This window comes from Falsibacillus albus, from assembly GCF_003668575.1.
GTDB lineage: Bacteria > Bacillota > Bacilli > Bacillales > DSM-25281 > Falsibacillus > Falsibacillus albus.
Map to the genome: position 1 here is coordinate 1 of NZ_RCVZ01000014.1, position 18,529 is coordinate 18,529.

Genomic DNA, 18,529 nt, shown 5'->3' on the forward strand with positions numbered 1-18,529 from the left:
TTTGGAAAGTTAGTTACAACAAAAAAGCTTGTAGAGAAGAAATACCTCTTTCTCTACAAGCTGGGCATGCAGGATTTCCTGCATGCTTTTATTATGGATTTTCACACAGTTACTGTTTTAACTTTGGGGTGGCGGCAATAGCCAGGGAAGCATCAGGCGGATGATCGATTAAGTTCGGCACTTCCTCGAAATATGCTAGGAACTTTTCTTCGTGCGGTGTGCTGCTGCATACGTTTCCTTGTCCTGTGCCAACATCGAGCGACCTAACTTCCTGTATGGCCCGCGGAAAGTGAAGAATGACACGGAAATCAACAGCATTGTTTATCATAGCCTAAAAAAATATAGGTGAATTGTTCAATTTTCTGGCAGATCGAAGGGGAAACATGATTCAGGGGTGACTGGACGGCGCGGGCATAACTAATATCAGCCGAATTTTCAGATATATCGGCCGGCTTTCGGATATATCAGCCAAAATGATGACTATATCAGCCGATTTTTCAAATATATCGGCCGATCGACACCACGCGACATATTCCGCGGCTGCACCATTCGCAAAGCCATCATTAATAAGGGTAATTCCTCAGTTCAAAAATATTTTCATACTAGTGGTAGGATGGGCGAATAATAGGGTAAAGCGGTAATGCTGGATGATTCAAGCCGATGGCGTCAAGCTGGATTCGGAAAGAAAGTCGTGGAGGGTGCCTATGTCGCTGCAATTGATCGAAGCATATATTCCAAATAAATACCTTGAGCAGGTCGATGAAAAAGTCCAATCCTTTGATCATGTTTCCTATTGGAAAGGAGATCGTGCAGACGACAGAGTCCTGATAAGGCTGCTGGTCAACTCCCAGCAAACTGAGGAAATACTCGATTATTTAGAGAGTGTATCCAACCTCATTGACGGCTTCGAAGTGATTTTATTTCCTGTCCAAGCCTATATCACCAGGGAAACGGCAGAGAAAAAAGAAGAGGAAGAGGAAGATAAAAGCAAGGTAGAGAGGGCGAGCAGGCAAGAGTTGTATACGAAGATCGAAGCGAACTCCCATGTGGACATCGGTTATTCCATCTTTGTGGCCATTTCTGCCGTGGTCGTCACCATCGGACTGATTAAGAACAGTTCAGCGATCGTCATTGGGGGAATGGTGATTGCCCCGCTTTTGGGTCCAGTCATCGGAGTGGCATTCGCTTCTATTTTGGGAGATTTCAAACTGCTCCGAAGTGCCTTATTGACCGTCTTGACCGGGGTGATTTTATCCTTGATCGTTTCGATCGGGCTCGGCCTGTTCTTTGGAATCCCCACTCACAGCCAGGAGTTCATGTCGCGTACGAAGGTGTCGATCGAAGATATTGTCCTTGCCCTTGCATCCGGTGCTGCGGGCTCCCTGTCTACATTAAGGAAATTTCCAAGTGCCCTTGTGGGAGTGATGGTGGCGGTTGCCCTATTGCCGCCGATTGCAGTGATGGGGATGTCAGGGGCAGCGTTTCTATGGCCAGAAGCGATTCATGCCACATTGCTTCTTCTTGTCAATATCAGCTCCATCTTATTGTCTGCCGTGGTTGTATTTTCGCTGACAGGAATCCGGCCGCTTAAATACGATGAAGTTCAAAAGGCAAACAATTCACGGAAATATTCATTGATCTTTGTAAGCCTGATCGTCCTGTTGCTTTTAGTGGCAGTGATTTATAGCAACCATCTCTTGTAACTGTCCATTTAGTATAAACAACTTCAAAAAAATATGTTACATTAGTTGTATATAAAGGTTTTATAAATAACCATTGTCTTTCTCGGGAGGACAATTGTTTTTCAAACATTTTTATAAAAAATTAATCTGGAGGGATCAAACATGTCAAGTAAAGCATTAGATCAGTTTTTGAATGAGAATTTGAATGATTTAAAAGAAAGAGGACTTTACAACGAAATCGATCCTGTTGAATCACCAAATGGCCCTGTCATCAAGATCGGCGGGAAAGAATTGGTGAACCTATCTTCAAATAACTATCTTGGTCTTGCCACCAACGAGAGATTGAAGGAAGCTGCTGTGGAAGCAGTGAAAGAATGGGGAGTTGGTGCTGGCGCTGTCCGGACAATCAACGGTACCCTTGCATTACATACAAGACTGGAAGAAAAAATTGCAAAGTTTAAGTCCACCGAAGCTGCAATTGCCTTTCAATCAGGCTTCAACTGTAACATGGGTGCGATTTCAGCTGTCATGAACAAGCATGATGCGATTCTTTCCGATGAACTGAACCATGCATCCATCATTGACGGATGCCGCTTATCAAAAGCTAAGATCATCCGTTTCAACCATTCGGATATGGAAGACCTTCGTCAAAAGGCAAAGGAAGCGAAAGAATCAGGACAATACAATAAAATCATGGTCATCACAGATGGCGTCTTCTCAATGGATGGAGATGTCGCGAAGCTTCCTGAAATCGTGGAGATCGCAGAAGAATTCGATTTGATCACATATGTTGACGATGCACATGGTTCAGGTGTCCTTGGAAAAGGCGCAGGAACGGTCAAGCATTTCGGTCTTTCCGATCGTGTCGATATGCAGATGGGGACATTGTCCAAAGCGATCGGCGTAGTGGGAGGATATGTCGCAGGCAAACAAAACCTGGTTGACTGGCTGAAGGTCGCTGCCCGTCCATTCTTATTCTCTACTTCCTTGACACCTGCTGATGTGACAGCTTGTACAGAAGCTTTGAATATCCTTATGGAAAGCACAGAGCTTCATGATCGCCTTTGGGAAAATGGGAACTACCTGAAAAAAGGCTTAAAGGAGCTTGGTTTTGATATCGGTGACAGTGAAACACCAATCACGCCATGCATCATCGGCGAAGAAAAAACAACACAAAAATTCAGTAAGCGCCTATATGAAGAAGGCGTATATGCAAAATCCATCGTATTCCCGACAGTTCCAAGAGGGACAGGGCGTGTGAGAAATATGCCGACGGCTGCCCATACTAAGGAAATGCTTGATAGAGCGATTGCCATTTATGAAAAAGTAGGCAAGGAAATGGGCATTATCTAATTTTGTAACAGCATGAACGGTTTTTTAATACAGGAGGAAAAATGAAATGAAGAAAATTTTAGTGACCGGAGCACTTGGCCAAATCGGATCCGAATTGGTCATGAAATTGCGCGGAGTCTACGGCTCCGATAATGTATTGGCGACAGATATCAGGGAGACCGACAGTGATGTTGTCAAAAGCGGCCCTTTCGAAATTTTGGACGTAACGGATGCTGAAAGAATGCATGCATTGGCAAAGCAGTATGAAGTCGATTCCATTATCCATTTGGCTGCGCTTTTGTCCGCAACAGCGGAAGCAAAACCACTGCTTGCGTGGAATTTAAACATGGGTGGCTTGGTGAATGCACTCGAAACAGCACGTGAATTGAATTGCCAATTCTTCACACCGAGCTCGATCGGCGCCTTTGGACCGTCTACCCCGAAAAATAATACACCACAGGACACGATTCAGCGTCCTACAACGATGTACGGTGTGAATAAAGTATCTGGCGAGCTGTTGTGCGATTATTATTATCAAAAGTTCGGCGTCGATACGCGCGGCCTTCGTTTTCCTGGGCTTATCTCTTATGTAGCACCTCCTGGAGGCGGTACGACGGACTATGCAGTAGAAATTTATTATGAAGCGATTAAGAAGGGAAGCTATTCCTCATACATTGATAAAGGGACATATATGGATATGATGTACATGCCGGATGCCCTTAATGCGATCGTGGATTTAATGGAGGCAGATCCCGCCAAGCTCAAGCACCGCAATTCCTTTAACGTAACAGCGATGAGCTTTGAACCTGAAGAAATTGCACAGGCAATCAGAAAGCATATCCCATCTTTTGAAATGAGTTACGATGTCGATCCGATCAGGCAGGCAATCGCCGACAGCTGGCCGGATTCCATTGATGCATCGGCAGCCAAGGAAGAATGGGGATTCCGAACGGATTTCGATTTGGCAAAAATGACAGCAGATATGCTTGAAAAATTGAAAGCGAAGTAATAGGGAAGCCACCTTGTTTTGGTTTGTAGACAAAAGGGATCGAGAGAATGTCGTCTTCGATTCCTTTTGTCATTTTTTTAGCTCTCTTCTCAAAGATTGTTGTTTTTATCAGTTTTTCTTTGAAGCATCCTGCAGCGGACATTATGTTATATCGTTCTTTGGCATATTTCGACATATCTTATACAACAGAAGAGCTGGTTATTTTGAAATTTATTACCCGGAAAATGTGGTGGGCAATCCTTTTTTATTTCCGTTGCCGATAGGTTAAATAATTTTTCAGAATAATAAATAAAAATATTATCCATTGAACTAAAGTGTAACCTTACTTACAATGATAAATGTGGCTAATGTATGCACGATTTTATTTCAGTATTTCAATATACCTTATCTAGGGCGAGGAAGGATATTTGCCTAGCAAACCCTTTTCATTCCAATTTAGTGACGAATTAATGAAATATATGTGTCGAATTAGTGAGAATTTGATGATAAACCTTTGACACTTTTGTGAGATGCGTCACATAAAGTTTGTCCTCTGCTAGTATGGGTATAGTCGAAATAAAAAAGTATTTCACTCATTACTTATTTATATACAAACAAAAAGGTAGGTGACAAAATTGAGAAAGTTAGTCAAGCCTTTGGTGCTGCTTTCTATACTCATCACATCGGTATTCCTAGGCGGATGCAGCAAGATGACAATGTTCAATCCACAGGGACCGGTTGCAGAACAGCAGAAAGATCTTATCTTTTGGTCAATCGGCTTTATGCTTTTCATTGTTGCAGTCGTATTTATTCTCTTCTCAATTATCATCGTGAGGTATCGCGAGCGTAAACAACCGGAGGGCTATGAGCCGCCGGACGATCACGGAAATACGTTCTTGGAAATCATCTGGACCGTCATTCCGATCATCATCGTCATTGCACTTTCTGTGCCTACGGTGAAAACCATATATTCTTTGGAAAAACCTCCGAAGGCCACGGCTCACAAGAAGCCATTGGTTGTCAACGTAACTTCCGTTGATTGGAAATGGATCTTCAGCTATCCAGAGCAAAATATTGAAACGGTTAACCAATTGATCATTCCTGAAGATCGCCCTGTCAAATTCAAATTGACTTCTGCCGATTCCATGGCAGCATTTTGGGTTCCGGCACTTGGCGGCCAAGAATATAACATGGCAGGAATGCAGACTGACCTATATTTACAGGCTGACCACCCTGGCGTTTATAAAGGGCGGAATGCCAACTTTAATGGTGAAGGCTTCGCTGACCAGAAGTTTGACGTGAAAGCCGAAACTCAGGAGGATTTCGACCAATGGGTAAAAGATACTCAGAAATCGGCTCCGAAGCTTACCAAAAAACAATATGATCAATTAATGCTTGCAGGACATAGTAAACCAATGACGTTCTCTTCCACTCATTTACAATGGGTTGACCATGCGAAGATGAGTAATTCTGACTACGCAGAAAAAATAAGAGAACAAAACAAACAATCAAACGAGGCTAACTAGGGAGGAGGCACACAGCATGACTTGGGACAAATTTTTTGTCACTGGCGATCCATTGATCTATGGTGCGGATGTATCGATCATCATGACGAGCATCGCCATTGTGGCAGGCTTGACCTATTTCAAAAAATGGAAGTGGCTATGGACGAACTGGCTTACGACCGTTGACCATAAACGTTTAGGCGTCATGTACATTATTGCGGCAATATTGATGCTATTCCGCGGCGGTGTAGATGCGCTTCTTATGAGAGCCCAGCTCACTGTGCCGGGTTCGAAATTTCTTGAATCACAGCATTATAACGAAATTTTCACTACACACGGAACGATCATGATCATTTTCATGGCGATGCCGTTCTTAATCGGATTGATGAACGTTGTCGTACCTTTGCAAATCGGAGCGCGCGACGTTGCATTCCCATATTTGAATGCGTTGAGCTTCTGGACGTTCTTCTTCGGAGCGATGTTATTCAATATTTCCTTCGTTATCGGGGGATCCCCTTCAGCAGGATGGACGAGCTATGTGCCGCTTGCGGGTAACGACATGAGTCCTGGACCGGGGCAGAACTATTATTTATTAGGCTTGCAGATTGCAGGTATTGGAACATTGATGACGGGAATCAACTTTACCGTCACCATCTTGAAAATGCGTGCCAAAGGCATGGGCCTTATGAAGATGCCGATGTTCACATGGTCAACATTGATCACATGTGTCATCATCATCTTTGCATTCCCTGTCTTGACAGTTGCACTTGCTTTAATGACATTTGACCGTTTATTCGGAACACACTTCTTTACACTTGCAGATGGCGGAATGCCGATGCTTTGGGCAAACCTGTTCTGGGTCTGGGGACATCCGGAAGTGTATATCGTTATTTTGCCGGCGTTTGGTATCTTTTCGGAAATCATCAGTACATTTGCAAGAAAAACGCTGTTTGGATATAAAGCAATGGTCTATTCCATGATTGCCATTGCCGGACTTAGCTTCGTCGTTTGGGTCCATCACTTCTTTACGATGGGGGCGGGAGCAGCAGTAAACTCCTTCTTCTCCATTACAACGATGGCGATTGCAGTTCCAACCGGAGTCAAAATATTCAACTGGCTCTTCACCCTTTATAAGGGCCGAATACAGCTTACGACACCAATGCTCTGGTCGCTTGCATTCATTCCGAACTTCGTCATCGGCGGGGTAACAGGGGTCATGCTTGCAATGGCAGCAGCGGATTATCAATATCACAATACGTACTTCCTGGTGGCGCATTTCCACTACGTATTGATCTCTGGTACAGTTTTCGCTTGTTTTGCCGGATTCTATTTCTGGTATCCGAAAATGTTCGGACACAAGTTGAACGAAAAATTAGGGAAAATTTCATTCTGGCTATTCGTAGTCGGATTCAATGTATGTTTCTTCCCTCAATTCTTCTTAGGATTTGAAGGAATGCCGCGCCGTATCTTCACTTATGGTACTGACGACGGCTGGTTTAATTTAAATGTTGTTTCTTCTGTTGGAGCGGCCCTCATGGGACTTGGATTCCTCGTGATGGTTTACAGCATTTACTACAGCTACCGCTATGCTGAGCGTGAGAAAACAGGCGATTCTTGGGACGGACGTTCCCTTGAATGGGCTACTCATACACCGGTTCCACATTATAACTTCGCCGTTATTCCAGAAGTGACAGGTCTTGATTCATTCTGGAAAATGAAGAAGGAAGCAAAAGCGGAACAGAAAGAAAAAATCGAATACAAACCGATCCATATGCCAAGCAACTCAGGCAGGCCATTCATTATGTCAGCCATCTTCTTCTTTGCCGGCTTTGGACTTGTCTTCCAATGGTATTGGATGGGCATCGTCGGATTGATTGGAATCTTCCTTGGCTTGGCTCTGCGTTCATTTGAATACGATGACGGCTATTATGTGCCGGTCAGTGAAATAGAAGAAACGGAAAAAATTTCAGGGTAAAGGAGGCTCGAACAGAATGGAAATGGTACAAAATCACGACCCAAACACTCCACTGGAGTATCAGTCAGAGACTGGTCGTTTAAATATTCTGGGTTTCTGGGTCTTCCTTGGAGCTGAGATTGCCCTGTTCGGTACACTCTTTGCAACTTATTTTGCATTAATGTACCGGACGGGGAACGGTCCCACACCCGGAGAATTATTTGAAATAAAGGGAGTCATGATTGAGACTTTCTTGCTTCTTACATCAAGTTTCACATGCGGCATTGCCGTTCATGAAATGAGAAGGCACAACAAAAAAGGATTGATGATCTGGATGATCATCACCTTGCTGCTTGGTCTTGGATTCATAGGATTCGAGGTTTCCGAGTTCATCTCATATGTCCATGAAGGAGCAACCTTGAAAACAAGTGCCTTCTGGTCAGGACTGTTCGTTCTCGTCGGAACGCACGGTGCCCACGTTTCAGTCGGTATCCTATGGGTAAGTGCCGTGCTTATCCAAGTCGCTCGACGCGGGCTTGTACCTGCAACGGCCAAAAAAGTATTTATCACAAGCTTATATTGGCACTTCTTGGACGTTGTTTGGATTTTCATTTTCACAGGGGTTTATTTAACAAGGATGGTGATCAGTCATGGCTAGCCATTCAGAAAGTAGATTTCCTTGGAAGCATTTAGTCGGATTCATTTTTTCAATCGTTTTGACGTTGATTGCTTTGTGGGTGGGGCTGTACAGCGGCTTCTCCACTAAAATGATCATTACATTCATTGTCATCCTGGCGATCCTTCAAGCTATCATTCAGCTTTTCATGTTCATGCACGTAACGGAAAGCGAAAATGGCAAATGGCAAACAGGAACGATGCTATATGCGGCATTTATTGCCGTGGCAATCGTTGCAGGGACTATCTGGGTCATGTCGTTCGGTATGGGCTACATGGATCATAAAGATATGAAGGACATGAAAGGCCATGACAAAATGGAAATGAAGCATGATGACAGCGGCAATATGGATAACATGGATATGAATTAATCGATATTTAAAAAGGATCCCGCCTACAGATGATGAGGTGGGATCCTTTTTAATGTTTACAATTCTATTAGATGATTGATTTACGCAGGGGAGTGCGGACTTTCCTCTTCAATCAACATAACCCCATATAAAAAACCCAGTTTCAATGAACTGGGTTTTTGAATGTTATTCGATTGTAGGCATAGGATCCTTTATTCGTTGGCTCCGTAAGAATGGAGCAGCGTACAAATAGATGGCAGCAACATGTGCATATAGGAAGTTTGCGATAAATAGCGACCAAAGTACAATATGTCCAAGCATTCCCATTTCAGGAACAGCAATGTAATAAATGAAGGAAATCCATAAGGCTAGCACGAAGGGTGAGTGGATGATTGCCCACTTTTTATGCTCGGCCCATAAGAACAGTGGAGTAGCGGTTGCAACAAAGAGATACACCATAAAAACATCCATTACGTTTCACTCCTTTTAAAATAAAGCGTTTACAATTTTGTCGAAAAAAAGAACAATTTGTGAACGTTTTGTTACAATTTATTATAACACATTTAATAAAAATTACCAGAGGAAAATACAAAGATAATTCTGAAAATTAAATTCAGGAATTTTGTACCATGTTTCATAGCTGGAATTGAGAAATTATTCAAACCCGTGATGGGATAAACTCGATAAAAATGATATGATAAGGGGGATTAGGTACAGATTAGATGGGGGATGTATCTTATGCTGACAAAGAAAAAATGGCAATTATTAAGTTGTATCATCCTAATATTATGGATCAGTCAATTAATCTTAGGGAGCATCTCCTATAAAAGTTCATTTTTGACGACTACTTATTTGACACTTTCTATTTCATCCATTTTGATTGCTGGCTATATGATTTGGTCGGGCTATCAGTTCTTTATGAAATATCAGAAACTTGAGTGGGAAGAAAAAAGGCTTTCAACCTTGATTAATTCGATGCCGGATTTCGTTTGCTTTAAGGATGGAGAAGGAAGATGGCTAAAGGTAAACCAGTTCGGCATCGATTTATATGAACTGCATGGGATAGATTATAGAAGTAAAACAGACATCGAAATCGGTGAATTGACACCGTTCTTCAAAGATGCTTTTCATTACTGTGTAGAGTCTGACGAAGAAGCATGGCAATCGAGAACATTGACACGGACCGAAGAGTCATTCGTCATTCCTTCCGGAGAAGAAAAGACGTTTGACGTCATCAAGGTGCCATTGTTCCATAGGAGTGGGAAGAGAAAAGCATTGGTGACAATCGGAAGGGACATTTCGCAGCAAAAAAGCGCTGAAGCTATGCTGCTTAAGAAAGAAAAACTGTCCGTAGTGGGAGAGATTGCAGCAGGCATTGCGCATGAGATCAGGAACCCGCTCACAAGTCTGAGGGGTTTCATCCAATTAATGTATGAAACAAAGAGTGTGACAAAGGATTATTTGGAAATCATGTCTTCTGAAATCGATCGGATCAATCAAATTGTCAGTGAGCTGTTAGTCTTGGCTAAACCACAAAGCAAATCAAACGCTTTGTTTAACTTTCATGACGCACTGGATTATGTGCTGAATGTGATGAGGCACGAAGCGATGCTGAAGGGGATTGAATTAAAGCTCGAATCCAGCCAGGATGCACAAATTTTTGGCGATAAGAATCAAATCATCCAAGTGTTGATCAATATTGTCAAAAATGGCATAGATGCCATGGATAACGGCGGAACGATAGCCATCCAGGAGGAAATCGTCGGTAATGAATTAAAGGTGGTCATCATTGACGAAGGAATCGGCATACCGGAAGATCGGCTGAATCGATTGGGAGAACCTTTCTTTACCTTGAAGGAAAAGGGCATGGGGCTTGGATTGACAATCAGCAACAAAATCATCCATGACCATAAGGGCACTCTCGACATCAACAGCTGTCTGGGAGAAGGAACGACCGTGCAACTCTCACTTCCTGTATCATAAAGTTAATAGGAAAGTCGTAATGAAAGGCGCCTCTGTGCGTCTTTTTTTATTTTCGCAAATATCCCTACATTCTAAAAAATCTTTCAATTTGACTATATTTAAGCTAAAATTGGAAACAGATTGTCAGTATTTAGGGGGATGCAAATGAGAAAAGTACTAGACGTTGCCATACGGTTTGTCCTTTCCTGTACAGGGATTATCCTCATAGGTGCATTGCCGCCTTTTTTAGCTGGGCTGCAGCGGAAAACGCTGGATTGGGGGATTTATTGGGCATCTTTGAAAGAGATAGTATATTCCATCGTTCATGTGCAGGATGTGACCTATATGTACTTGCAGACGGAGAAGCCATTATTCCCTTTTATGCTTGAACCTGTAATGTATTCCTTGTCGGTGATGCTCGGCGCCTTTGTCCTTGCCTGCACGGCCGCTTTATTGATGACCATCATCACGATTTTGTTCAACTACCGCGTAAGAAGGTTCATAAAAATCATTTTCTACATATTTGAGTCGATTCCTGATATTTTGATCATTTTCATTGCCCAACTGTCTGTCATTTTTATCTTTCAAAAAAGCGGCATCCTGCTGATGGACATTGCGGCACTGGATAAACAGAAGATTTACTTGCTTCCGATCGTCTGCCTGTCGATTTTACCGACCGTTCAGCTATTCCGCCTGAGCATGATCGTTTTTGAAGAAGAGTTGAATAAAGACTATGTCCTGTTGGCAAGATCTATCGGATTAAAAAAACTTTTCATTGTCATTGTTCATATTTTCCGGAATGCAGTCATCAGCGTCTTCTTTCAATCCAAGAAGACTGTTTGGTTCATGCTTTCCAATCTATTTATCTTAGAGTATCTATTCAATATGGGGGGAGTCACCCTTTTCATGATGGAAAGCTTAAATCCAAAGATATTCACGATAACGTTGATTGCGTTCTTTATCCCTATATTCATCTTTTATACAGTCGGAGAGTGGCTCATTAAACGAAAAATAACAGGTGGTGAATCAATTTCATGAAAAGTGTATGGAAAAATCCATTTTTCTTGATAGGCTTCATTTTTATTGCCGGGGTATTGATTGCCAGCTTTATTTACTCAGGTATTACCAATGACCATATTCCTAAATATCGATTTATTTATGATGATAATGGGAAGATCATTGGCGGTTCTCCGCAGCCTCCAAGCTGGAAGTCGCCATTCGGCACCGACAAGGGCGGCTATGACATGTTTGCCAAAGCAATCGTGGGAGCGAAATACACGATTCTTTCTGCATTGGCGGTCGGTGTCGTCCGCATGGTCCTTGCTGTCCCGATAGGCTTATTCTTAGGCGTTTTCCTTAGAAGGAAGAAGAAATATATCAATGGGTTTGTGGATTCGTTCCATTATATCCCGTTGACCATCCTGGCTGTCTACTTATTGCGGCCGATCCTGCTGGAACCACAAGGGGGATTCACGACGACCATCTTTGAACGCATAGCGATGGAGGTAGTCATATTGGCAATCTTAACTGTGCCGATCATAGTGGTTGTCATCGGTAATGAAACAGGCAGGGTGGCTGAGCAGGAATTTGTACTCTGTTCCAAAACGCTTGGTGCTGGAAAGCTGCGGATTATCAGAAAGCATATCTTTCCGGCACTAAGGGAGAAGATATTCGTCATATTCGGTCAGCAAATGATGCAGACATTGATTGTCTTTTCCCATTTAGGCCTGCTCCAGATTTTCCTGGGTGGCACGCATATCAGCTATGATCCGTGGATGCCGGATCCGCCGCAGTCGATCACTTACGAATGGTCCGGCTTGATCGGCAATACGTATAAACTGCTGCAATGGATTCCATGGGTGCCGCTGACCCCGATCATCTGCTTTGCGTTGACGATGATTGCCGTTTCTTTCATGATAGAAGGCTATGTGCAAGCGACCACCGGGTATTCGCATTATTTTAAAAAAGGCAAAGGGAAAAAGCAGAAGGTGAAAGAATTGCCGAAGTTGGAACCTAGCCCGGAAGAATTTCATTTATATCAAAAATCAAGCTGAACCTTAAAAAATCCCAACCTGTTTTGTCAGGCTGGGATTTTATTGTCTTTAATATGAATAGCGGAGAGAGATGCTTTCAAAGATTGTTATTTTTAACAGTTTATCTGAAAAAATTCATCTTAGGGGGTTGATTGAAGCGGAATGTGCGAGACTCCAGAGGGCTCACCGCCCGCCCCTCGGAAAGCGAGGATCCTTCAGCAGAAATCACCTTATACAATTTTTGATGAGTAGCAACAAGCTTTACGAAATGGACCTTTAAAAAAGACGGTGCAATGCACTTTTAACCAGCGTCGACTATGTTTTTACACTTGAAAAGACAGTCTCTTCAGCCTGTTTTTTCTGATGTTTACACGAAATGAATACGGGTAAACCAAAAAAATAAGATTTCAAAGAAGAGTACATACGAGAAACGCTGAAAGTGGGATGCACCATCTAGGAGGAACAAAATGAATTCTATCTATTTATTGTCGGACTCACAGCTGCTGAAGGCATACAAACAAGCGAAAAAAGAGCGCTTATCTGATGAATTTATCCGCATCCTGGAAAAGGAAATCAACAAGAGAGACCTGGACATTAAACAGGATGGGCAACCTGAATCGTAAATTAGGATCTTGATGTCTTTTGATGAGAAGAATATAGATGCTTTACCCCATAGCCAGCAAAGATGATGGCAACCATCATGACACTGATCAGCAGTCCGATCCGCTGGTTTTTATGAAGAAGACCGCCAGAAATGGTCAATACAATCATTGCAATCCCCAGATAAGAAGTAAATGGGTATCCGAACATCAGAAAGCTTGCTTTATTCTCGTAGTGCGTCCTGTTTTTGATTTGGGAAGAAAGGATCATCACCCAGTTCAAGATCAGCATCACACCAGCTGACGTCACTAAATATTCATACACCTGATGCGGGAGGAAATAAGAAACAAGGATAAGGGCCGCTAAACCAGCAGCACTGAGTAAAAGCGATGCGAGAGGGACACCTTTTTGATTTCTTGCAGTGAATTTGCTTGGGGCATCCCCATCCTCGGCCAATGACACAAGGACATTCGTAATTGAAAAAAGTGCACCGACCATCGTCGAAAATGCGGCGCTGATGATAATGATATTAAAAATGGAATCCAAGTAAGGGATGCGAAAGGATGTTAAGGCTGTCACAAATGGACTTTCACTTTCATTGATGTCCTTCCAATTTACTAGCTTCATGGCAAGAAATATGGAACTTACATAGATAGCAAGTAAAACAAGCAGCATCATGTTTCCTGCTTTCGTAATGTCGCTCTTGTTCTTCAATTCGGTTGCCGCCACCCCCATTACAGCAATACCGCCAAAGGAAAAAAGAACAAAAATCAAAGATGCCCAAAGGCCAAGCCATCCATTTGCGAAAAAGGGAATGATGGATGCAGTTGAAGCAGCTGAGTGGATACTCAACGATTTTGGAATCAAGCCAAGCAAAACTGCCAGGCCGAAGAGAATGAAGATGACAAGCGTCGATAATTTGATCACCCCGAACATCGACTCGATTCTCCCGAAGTTGCTTGCACCAAGCAGGATGATCCCGATGCCAAGCAGCGAATAAATAATGGAGAACACCCATAAAGGAACATGCGGAAACCAAAATTGGGTGAAAATGGATAGGGCGGTGATTTCACTCGACATGATCAAAAGTCCTGCGACCCAATACATCCAGCCGCTCATAAAACCAAATAAAGGGCCGAATGCTTTTTTCGCATAGGTGCGAAACGACCCTGGCTGCGGATCGTGAACAGTCATTTCCGATAACGCCATAAAAACTAAATACGATGTAATGCCCCCAAAGAGATAGCCGATTAAAACTGCCGGTCCGGCCGTATGTATGGAAAGTCCCGTACCAAGAAAGAACCCCGCTCCGATAACGGAACCTATCCCGATCAGAGACAAGTTCCACCAGTTTAAAGCTCCGTCTTTCCCTTTTTTCATTTTTTGCTGCTGCGTATGTTTCACATGCTGTTTGACAGGATGATGCGGCTTCATTGGAATCAGCTCCTTGTCCAATTATTAATCATAGTGTTTGTCTAAACCCTTCTTTTTTATGTCGGCTGCATTCATAACGCTCTTTTCGTACAGTTACAGGTTGTGTAAGGTTGAATTCCGCTGCAGGATGCTCGCTTTCCGAGGGGCCTTACAGGATGTGAGGTCGTTCGATGTTGGCACACGACGTGCCGAACTTAATCGAACATCCGAACATCCGCCTTACTCGCCTCGCTTCTCTGCGGGGTCTCACCTGGCCCGCAGATCCCACCGGAGTCTCGCACCTTCCGCTCCAATCAACATTAATTGGTAAACAAGACGTTGAACTTAAATAGCAGCTGCCATCAACAAAGCGAGGAGGACAGCTGCTTTACAATTGCTACAAAAATAATAATCCGAGCGAAATGACGATTCCGCTGACCACTAAAATGATGCAGCAAAATCCCATAATATCTTTTGCTTTCAGCCCGGCGATCGCTAATGCCGGAAGGGCCCAGAATGGCTGGATAAGGTTGGTCCAGGCATCTCCCCATGCAACAGACATAGCGGTTTTGGGGATGGAAGCACCCAATGACTGAGCGGCTTCAAGTACGATCGGGGCTTGAACGGCCCACTGCCCGCCACCGGATGGAACAAAAAAGTTGACCAGCCCAGCGCTTAAGAACGTAAAGAAGTAAAAGGTAAAATCATTGGAAACAGACACGAATGCCTGTGACATCACTGCTGCCAGTCCGGAAGCTGTCATCATTCCCATGATCCCAGCATAGAAAGGGAATTGGATGATGATGCCGCTTGCCCCTTTGACTGCGGTGTTGACTGCGTGCAAAAAGCGCTTTGGCGTCCCATGGAAAAGGATTCCCAAAAACAAGAAGGCAAAGTTGACGATATTCAAGTTTAAATCAAATCCGCTTTGATAGAAATAATAGCTTAGAAATGCGAGACCGAGAAGGCCGGCAATCATGGAAACGATGAAACTGTTTTCGAGCCGGTCGGCAGGGGTGATTTGCCCCTCTTCGACGGCAGCAGCCTGGAAAGAGGATTCATCCTGCAATAATGCCGGATCGACAATGACGGTCTGCTCCTTTGCCGGCATCATAAATCGGTTTAAAATCGGCAGGATGATCAATAATGCCAGGACGATGATCAAGTTGAAAGGAGCGAAGATCGTTTCGCTCGTTGGGATGATGCCGATTTTATCCTGAAACGGATGCCCGGAAGTCGCGATGGACAATGGGATCGATCCCGACACACCGCCATGCCAGACGATGAACCCTCCGTAAGCGCTTGCAATCAATAGCCGATAATCAACTTGCTTAACTTTTTTGGCTAATTCCTTGGCAAATAAAGCGCCGATGACAAGACCGAATCCCCAGTTGACCCAAGAAGCCACGATGGAGACGATCGAAACAAGGACAATGGCAGCCCCTGGTGACTTTGCCAGGGAAGCCAATCCGCCCAGAATCTTTTTAAAGACCGGGCTGCTGGCAAGCACATGCCCTGTGACGAGCACGAGAACCATTTGCATGGAAAAAGCCAGCAATGCCCAAAATCCATCACCCCAAAAATGGACCATATCAATCGTGCTGCTGTCAGTAAAGATCAGCCCCAATCCAAACACGACAAAGGTAAGAATGATGACAAACAAGAATGGATCAGGCAAAAAACGCTGCATAACATGATTGGAAAATCTAATTAAACCTTTCACATAATTTCCCCCTTATAAAAATTCCCCTATAAATGTAAGACCATTATTAACTTTCGCCAATGATTTTCCAATTCCTCCCCAAAAATGTCGCCAACATTGAAAATAGGCTATGGACCTTGGTGCCTGGCACCTTGGTACATAGCCTATTTGGATTCCAGTTGATTGCTTAATTGATGGAGGTCGATGGATAGCTGGTCGCCGACTTCTTTTCCAAGAATGTCTGAATACCGGATATAGAGCACCTTCCAGCATTTTTTTATGTCTGGCAAAAGCTGTTCTCCTTTTTCGGTCGGGGAGATATAAACGAGTTTTCCCTCTTGTCGGCGGTCCACCAATTGCTTGACGATAAGTTTATCGACAAATCTTGTACACGTAGACGGAGCAATATGAAGCTTTTCGCTTAACTGCTTCTGTGTCATTCCCGGCTGGTCGATCACCGCCATGATTAAAAAAGCATACGTAGGTGAAAGTCCGATCGGGGCAAAAGCTTCTTCCGCCATTTTATTCATGATTCTTGAGAATCGATTGGCCGTAAAGTATAAACAGTTTGTAAAATAGGAATCCAGCATCTTTATCACCTCTCATAAATGATTGTACGTACAATGATTATAAGGCCTCTCCTAAAAAAACACAATTTCACAGGGCATATGAAAGGAAATAGCGACCGTTGATTTGATATGATGAGTAACAAGAAATGCAAAGGAGGTTGGATGATGTCATTGCCATTGCTTGAAAAAAAGTTAATAGAACAGGCTAATACAGAGAATGCCCCTGGAATGGAGAAATATATGAAAAACCATTTCCCTTTCCTTGGAATCAAAACACCTGAGAGGAAACAGATCTTAAAAGATTTCTGGAAGGAAACAGAGATTCACAAAGCTCCATTTGACCGGGATTTCCTTATTGCCATGTGGGAAAAAGATGAAAGAGAATATCAGTATATCGCGTTGGATTATTACGGAAAATACATAAAGAAAAGACCGAAGACGGATATAGACCTCATCAAATACTTATTGACGCATAAATCTTGGTGGGATACGGTCGATCCTCTTGCATCAAACTTTGCAGGACCGCTTGCAAAAAATCACCCCGATCTTAAGGAAACTTTAAAAGAATGGGCCAAGGACGACAATATGTGGCTTAGGCGAACGGCCATCTTGTTTCAACTGCGGTATAAATCGGAAACCGATGAAAAGTTTTTATATGAAACGATTTTAAAAAACAATCAATCTAAAGAGTTTTTTATTCAAAAGGCCATCGGGTGGGCTCTGAGGGAGTATTCAAAAACCAATCCGGATTCTGTCCGCTCCTTTATCGAGGGGCATCCCCTTGCTAATCTAAGCGTCCGCGAAGGCAGCAAATATATTTAAGTGCCAGAGCTTTAATTGATTTAAAGAGAACGAATATCCAGCCAAACTAAAGAAGAAGGTGTGTGCAGCATGAAAATTCATTGTATCGCAACAGACATGGATGGAACCCTGTTAAACTCTAAGCAAAAAGTGAGCGAAGCAAATAAACGTGCGATCATGGAAGCGAAAGAAAAAGGAATTCAAGTAATCGTTGCAACGGGAAGGTCTTATTCGGAAGCCCGTTTTCCTCTTGATGAAGCAGAAATAGAGTGTCCGATCATCTGCGTCAATGGAGCAGAGATACGGGATGAAAAAGGCGGCATCACCCATACAACCGGAATGGATTCTGCCATTTCTGCAGAAGTGGCCAATAAACTGCGGGATAAAGGGATCTATTTCGAAGTTTATACGAATCAAGGAACTTATACAGAGGATTATGAAAAAGGGATTGATATCATCATCGACATCTTTCAATCATCCAATCCACAGGTAAGTGAACATAAAATCAGGGAAGCGGCCAAAGAACGGTTTTCTAAAGGGCACATTAGCGTCATTGAGGATTATGAACAAATCTTCCATGAATCTTCCATGATTATATATAAGTTTTTGGCCTTTTCCTTTGATGACGATGCCTTGAGCTCTGCAAAGGAATTGCTGGATCAGGTGGAAGGCATTGCGGTCAGCTCTTCGGGTAGGGAGAACTTGGAAATCACCAATGTCCATGCCCAAAAAGGAATCGCCCTGGAACAGTTTACAAAAGAACAAGGCCTGGATATGTCTAAAACAATGGCCATTGGAGATAACTTTAATGATCTATCGATGATGAAAAAAGTCGGCCGTCCAGTTGCCATGGGGAATGCAGCTGAAGGAATAAAAGAATTCTGTGAATTCCATTCGGCGACCAATGAAGAAGATGGAGTAGCGAAAGCCATATTCGAAGTCTTGAAAATCAACGTATAAAAA

17 protein-coding genes are annotated in these 18,529 nt (G+C 43.2%); 13 read left to right on the plus strand and 4 right to left on the minus strand.

Translation table 11 applies throughout. The features are described from left to right. Window positions 1–647 precede the first annotated feature (647 nt). The 7 genes from D9X91_RS17095 to qoxD all read left to right on the plus strand — a co-directional run bounded on the left by D9X91_RS17095 (window position 648) and on the right by qoxD (window position 8,507). Window positions 648–1,703, plus strand: a complete 1,056-nt coding sequence (locus D9X91_RS17095; RefSeq protein ID WP_233569833.1) for a TIGR00341 family protein — start codon at window positions 648–650, stop codon at window positions 1,701–1,703. A gap of 141 nt (window positions 1,704–1,844) precedes the next feature. Next, window positions 1,845–3,035, plus strand: coding sequence for a glycine C-acetyltransferase (locus D9X91_RS17100; RefSeq protein WP_121681873.1), 1,191 nt, complete (start codon window positions 1,845–1,847; stop codon window positions 3,033–3,035). A gap of 46 nt (window positions 3,036–3,081) precedes the next feature. Next, window positions 3,082–4,023 (plus strand): L-threonine 3-dehydrogenase, encoded by a 942-nt coding sequence (locus D9X91_RS17105; RefSeq protein WP_121681874.1) that lies wholly within the window; start codon window positions 3,082–3,084, stop codon window positions 4,021–4,023. Between the two features lie 614 nt (window positions 4,024–4,637). Continuing rightward, window positions 4,638–5,528 (plus strand): cytochrome aa3 quinol oxidase subunit II, encoded by an 891-nt coding sequence (gene qoxA / locus D9X91_RS17115; protein ID WP_121681876.1) that lies wholly within the window; start codon window positions 4,638–4,640, stop codon window positions 5,526–5,528. Window positions 5,529–5,544: 16 nt separating this feature from the next. Continuing rightward, a complete protein-coding gene (gene qoxB / locus D9X91_RS17120; protein WP_121681877.1) occupies window positions 5,545–7,482 on the plus strand; it encodes a cytochrome aa3 quinol oxidase subunit I in 1,938 nt (645 codons plus the stop codon). Between the two features lie 16 nt (window positions 7,483–7,498). Beyond that, window positions 7,499–8,119: a cytochrome aa3 quinol oxidase subunit III gene (gene qoxC / locus D9X91_RS17125; protein ID WP_121681878.1), complete on the plus strand. Its 621-nt coding sequence runs from the start codon at window positions 7,499–7,501 to the stop codon at window positions 8,117–8,119. Next, window positions 8,112–8,507 carry a cytochrome aa3 quinol oxidase subunit IV gene (qoxD, locus tag D9X91_RS17130; protein ID WP_121681879.1) on the plus strand — a complete coding sequence of 132 codons (396 nt, stop codon included), beginning with the start codon at window positions 8,112–8,114 and terminating at the stop codon, window positions 8,505–8,507. The genes qoxC and qoxD overlap by 8 nt, the downstream gene beginning before the upstream one ends. 165 nt (window positions 8,508–8,672) lie before the next feature. Here the strand turns inward: qoxD and D9X91_RS17135 are convergent, their stop codons facing one another. Next, the gene (locus tag D9X91_RS17135; RefSeq protein ID WP_121681880.1) at window positions 8,673–8,957 is read right to left on the minus strand and encodes a spore morphogenesis/germination protein YwcE; all 285 of its coding nucleotides are present in this window, start codon (window positions 8,955–8,957) and stop codon (window positions 8,673–8,675) included. Window positions 8,958–9,224: 267 nt separating this feature from the next. Between D9X91_RS17135 and D9X91_RS17140 the strand changes: the two genes are divergently transcribed. The 4 genes from D9X91_RS17140 (at window position 9,225) to sda (ending at window position 13,104) form a co-directional block, all read left to right on the plus strand. Then, entirely contained in the window at window positions 9,225–10,469 is a 1,245-nt protein-coding gene (locus D9X91_RS17140) for an ATP-binding protein (RefSeq protein ID WP_121681881.1), read from the plus strand. 144 nt (window positions 10,470–10,613) lie between these two features. Continuing rightward, entirely contained in the window at window positions 10,614–11,486 is an 873-nt protein-coding gene (locus D9X91_RS17145; protein WP_158598352.1) for an ABC transporter permease subunit, read from the plus strand. Further along, window positions 11,483–12,502 carry an ABC transporter permease gene (locus tag D9X91_RS17150; RefSeq protein WP_121681883.1) on the plus strand — a complete coding sequence of 340 codons (1,020 nt, stop codon included), beginning with the start codon at window positions 11,483–11,485 and terminating at the stop codon, window positions 12,500–12,502. Before D9X91_RS17145 ends, D9X91_RS17150 begins: the two co-directional genes overlap by 4 nt. Window positions 12,503–12,948: 446 nt before the next feature. Continuing rightward, window positions 12,949–13,104, plus strand: a complete 156-nt coding sequence (gene sda / locus D9X91_RS17155) for a sporulation histidine kinase inhibitor Sda (protein WP_121681884.1) — start codon at window positions 12,949–12,951, stop codon at window positions 13,102–13,104. A gap of 1 nt (window position 13,105) precedes the next feature. On the opposite strand, the gene D9X91_RS17160 is transcribed toward sda, so the two are convergent. The 3 genes from D9X91_RS17160 to D9X91_RS17170 form a co-directional block, all read right to left on the minus strand. After that, window positions 13,106–14,515, minus strand: coding sequence for an amino acid permease (locus D9X91_RS17160; protein WP_121681885.1), 1,410 nt, complete (start codon window positions 14,513–14,515; stop codon window positions 13,106–13,108). 376 nt (window positions 14,516–14,891) lie between these two features. After that, window positions 14,892–16,217: a short-chain fatty acid transporter gene (locus D9X91_RS17165; RefSeq protein ID WP_121681886.1), complete on the minus strand. Its 1,326-nt coding sequence runs from the start codon at window positions 16,215–16,217 to the stop codon at window positions 14,892–14,894. Between the two features lie 143 nt (window positions 16,218–16,360). Further along, window positions 16,361–16,786 carry a MarR family winged helix-turn-helix transcriptional regulator gene (locus D9X91_RS17170; RefSeq protein WP_121681887.1) on the minus strand — a complete coding sequence of 142 codons (426 nt, stop codon included), beginning with the start codon at window positions 16,784–16,786 and terminating at the stop codon, window positions 16,361–16,363. A 144-nt stretch (window positions 16,787–16,930) separates the two neighbouring features. On the opposite strand from D9X91_RS17170, the gene D9X91_RS17175 reads away from it, so the two are divergent. Then, a complete protein-coding gene (locus D9X91_RS17175) occupies window positions 16,931–17,587 on the plus strand; it encodes a DNA alkylation repair protein (RefSeq protein WP_121681888.1) in 657 nt (218 codons plus the stop codon). Window positions 17,588–17,656: 69 nt separating this feature from the next. Continuing rightward, entirely contained in the window at window positions 17,657–18,526 is an 870-nt protein-coding gene (locus D9X91_RS17180) for a Cof-type HAD-IIB family hydrolase (RefSeq protein WP_121681889.1), read from the plus strand. Window positions 18,527–18,529: the final 3 nt, after the last annotated feature.

Bases quoted from the DNA above. Each gene is read 5' to 3' on its own strand.
- D9X91_RS17095 (WP_233569833.1), top strand. From the start codon at position 648: ATGATTCAAGCCGATGGCGTCAAGCTGGATTCGGAAAGAAAGTCGTGG.
- D9X91_RS17100 (WP_121681873.1), top strand. From the start codon at position 1,845: ATGTCAAGTAAAGCATTAGATCAGTTTTTGAATGAGAATTTGAATGAT.
- D9X91_RS17105 (WP_121681874.1), top strand. From the start codon at position 3,082: ATGAAGAAAATTTTAGTGACCGGAGCACTTGGCCAAATCGGATCCGAA.
- qoxB (WP_121681877.1), top strand. From the start codon at position 5,545: ATGACTTGGGACAAATTTTTTGTCACTGGCGATCCATTGATCTATGGT.
- qoxC (WP_121681878.1), top strand. From the start codon at position 7,499: ATGGAAATGGTACAAAATCACGACCCAAACACTCCACTGGAGTATCAG.
- qoxD (WP_121681879.1), top strand. From the start codon at position 8,112: ATGGCTAGCCATTCAGAAAGTAGATTTCCTTGGAAGCATTTAGTCGGA.
- D9X91_RS17135 (WP_121681880.1), bottom strand. From the start codon at position 8,957: ATGGATGTTTTTATGGTGTATCTCTTTGTTGCAACCGCTACTCCACTG.
- D9X91_RS17140 (WP_121681881.1), top strand. From the start codon at position 9,225: ATGCTGACAAAGAAAAAATGGCAATTATTAAGTTGTATCATCCTAATA.
- D9X91_RS17145 (WP_158598352.1), top strand. From the start codon at position 10,614: ATGAGAAAAGTACTAGACGTTGCCATACGGTTTGTCCTTTCCTGTACA.
- D9X91_RS17150 (WP_121681883.1), top strand. From the start codon at position 11,483: ATGAAAAGTGTATGGAAAAATCCATTTTTCTTGATAGGCTTCATTTTT.
- sda (WP_121681884.1), top strand. From the start codon at position 12,949: ATGAATTCTATCTATTTATTGTCGGACTCACAGCTGCTGAAGGCATAC.
- D9X91_RS17160 (WP_121681885.1), bottom strand. From the start codon at position 14,515: ATGAAGCCGCATCATCCTGTCAAACAGCATGTGAAACATACGCAGCAG.
- D9X91_RS17170 (WP_121681887.1), bottom strand. From the start codon at position 16,786: ATGCTGGATTCCTATTTTACAAACTGTTTATACTTTACGGCCAATCGA.
- D9X91_RS17175 (WP_121681888.1), top strand. From the start codon at position 16,931: ATGTCATTGCCATTGCTTGAAAAAAAGTTAATAGAACAGGCTAATACA.
- D9X91_RS17180 (WP_121681889.1), top strand. From the start codon at position 17,657: ATGAAAATTCATTGTATCGCAACAGACATGGATGGAACCCTGTTAAAC.